Origin of the sequence: Klebsiella sp. MS 92-3 (assembly GCF_000195655.1) — a bacterium.
Lineage (GTDB): Bacteria > Pseudomonadota > Gammaproteobacteria > Enterobacterales > Enterobacteriaceae > Klebsiella > Klebsiella pneumoniae.
In genome coordinates this window covers 47,397-50,093 of the sequence record NZ_GL882795.1, presented here as the reverse complement: position 1 = coordinate 50,093, position 2,697 = coordinate 47,397, and the positions used below count along the sequence as shown (strand labels likewise).

Below are 2,697 nucleotides of genomic sequence, written 5' to 3'. Positions count from 1 at the left end.
AAAAAAAAAAAAAAAGGGGGGGGGGGGGGGCCCCTTTTGTGTATGTCGATCAGTGATGGTCTGGGAGCGCGTAGGCGATGATGTAATCGCCGCGATCCGGTGACTGACGGGCGCCGCCGGCATTGATAATGATGTACTGCTTACCGGTTTTCGGTGAGACGTAGGTCATCGGGCCGGACTGGCTGCCGACCGGCAGACGCGATTTCCAGATCTCTTTGCCGTTCGCGGTATCAAAGGCGCGCAGGTAGAAATCCTGGGTGCCGGCGAAGAACAGCAGTCCGGACTGCGTTGCCAGCGATGCGCCAAGGGTCGGCATGCCGATTGGAATTGGCATGTGCATACGGATCCCCAGCGGCCCGGTGTCTTCTACGGTGCCAACCGGCCCCTGCCACACCAGTTTCCCGGTTTTCAGATCTACCGCGGACATGGTGCCGAACGGCGGCTTCTGGCAGGGAATGCCCAGCGGCGACAGGAAACGTTCGCGCATCGCGCCAAACGGCGTGCCCTCCATCGGCACGATGCCCATCTCGATCCCGCTGGCGTCTTTCGCCACCTTCGCGCGCGGCACCATATAGTTGGCCAGGCCCAGACGCATATCGTTGACAAACATCAGGCTGTTGTTTGGATCCAGCGAAACACTGCCCCAGTTCATGCCGCCGAGTGAGCCCGGGAACTGCAGGGAACGATCTTCACCTGGCGGGGTAAAGACGCCCTGATGGCGCATCTCTTTGAACTGAATACGGCACAGCAGCAGGTCGATCGGTGTCGCTCCCCACATATCGGACTCGGTCAACGTCTGGTTGCCGATCATCGGCATCCCTACCGAGTAAGGTTGCGTCGGCGAGTAGCGTTCACCTTTGACGTTGCCCGCCGGCACCGGACGCTCTTCCACTTTGGCCACCGGCTCGCCGGTCTCGCGGTTGAGCATAAAGATCATGCCCTGCTTGCTGGTCTGCACCAGCACCGGGGTGGTGCCGCCCTTGCCGTCAGGCAGATCGTACAGCAGCGGCTGAGACGGCAGGTCAAAGTCCCACAGATCGTGGTGTGTGGTCTGGAAGTGCCAGCGCACCTGGCCGGTGGTGGCATCCACGGCCACGATAGAGGAGCTGTATTTATCGTCCAGCGCGGTACGTTCGCCGCCAAAGAAATCTGGCGTGGCGTTGCCGGTGGGCAGATAGATCAGATTCAGCTTCGCGTCGTAGGACATCGCCGACCAGACGTTTGGCGTACCGCGCGTGTAGGTCTGGCCTTCCGGCGGAACACCGGTCAGCGCTGGATTGCCCGGATCCCACGCCCATGCCAGTTTGCCGGTGTGGACATCAAACGCGCGGACCACGCCCGGCGGTTCGCCAGTGGAGTAGTTATCCGCGACGCGGCCGCCCACCACAACCACATTGCCCGCCACCAGCGGGGTGGAGGTCTGCTGATAGTAACCCGCTTTCACTTCACCCATGCCGACGCTGAGGTCGACAATACCGCCATCGCCGAAGTTTTCGCACAGTTTGCCGGTATCGGCATCAATGGCGATCAGGCGGGCGTCGATGGTCGGCAGGAACAGACGACGGGAACAGGCGGCCGGCTGCGTGCCTGACGCTGGCGCGGTTTGCGCCTGGCTATCTTCGTAATACCCTAAGCCGCGGCAGCGCTGCCAGTTGGGTGAAGAGGATTTGGAGTCATAGCGCCATTTCTCTTTTCCGCTGTCCACATCCAGCGCCAGCACTTTACTGTAAGGGGTACAGACATAGAGAGTATCGCCAATCTGCAGCGGGGTGTTCTGATCTTCTGCGCCCGAGCCGTTGCTCTGTGGGATATCGCCAGTATGCGCTACCCAGGCAACCTGCAGCTGGTTGACGTTTTGTTTGTTGATTTGGTCGAGGGCGGCGAAACGGTCGCCGTGGGTGGTGTTACCCCAGTGCGCCCAGTTTTTCTGCTGTTCGCCTGGCGCGACGGGCTTGACTGGTACCGCTTCAGTCGCGCTGACCAGCGGTGCGGATTTGAACATCCAGCCAAAGCTCACCGCCAGCGCCACGGCGAGAACGGCGGCGACGCCATAGGCCGGGCCTTTTTTCGCCGGTGGGCTGGCGAGGAAAGGCCAGACCAGGGCGGCCAGGAAGGCCAGTACGCCGAGCGCAAACAGGCGCGAGAAGAGCGGCCAGTAGTTCCAGCCAGCGTCACTAATCGCCCAGATCACCGAGGCGATAAACGCCACGGCGTATAACAGAATACCGCCGCGGCGGTTGCGGAAAATCAACACCGCCGCGATGACCATGACCACGCCCATCAGCGCGAAGTACAGTGTACCGCCGACGAGGGCCAGTTTTGCCCCAAGAATACCCACAGCCAGACCGATGATGAGCATCAGTCCGGCGAGAAGCCACTGCAGGATCCGGGGGAATCCGCGCGGCGCGTTGCCAGTTGCCATGTAATCTCCTTAACCACACCAGCCACCTCACTGTGAACCAAATGAAACATGTTGCTTTTGAATCATTTTTGAATGAAGTGGTTTTAACCTTCATAAAACTGTATTTGTTGCTTGATTAGATTTCGAGTGAACCATTTGGTGAAATCGAGACATGATAGATCTGTTAAAGAAGTTTGCGCAAATGTTAATAAATAATTTCGCACTAAATGATTATTTTGCCGAATATGTCTAACGTCATGGGGAGCGGCGTCGGCGCGTTTGCAGGTTCCCCCGCC

At 59.2% G+C, this 2,697-nt stretch carries 2 protein-coding genes; both read right to left on the bottom strand.

The genetic code is table 11. The features are described 5' to 3' along the window. Positions 1–49: 49 nt before the first annotated feature. Positions 50–2,422: a membrane-bound PQQ-dependent dehydrogenase, glucose/quinate/shikimate family gene (locus HMPREF9538_RS16175; protein ID WP_009484806.1), complete on the bottom strand. Its 2,373-nt coding sequence runs from the start codon at positions 2,420–2,422 to the stop codon at positions 50–52. A gap of 83 nt (positions 2,423–2,505) precedes the next feature. Further along, positions 2,506–2,697, bottom strand: a 192-nt coding sequence (locus HMPREF9538_RS32570; RefSeq protein WP_216087195.1) for a hypothetical protein, incomplete at its 5' end; no start/stop codon positions are given.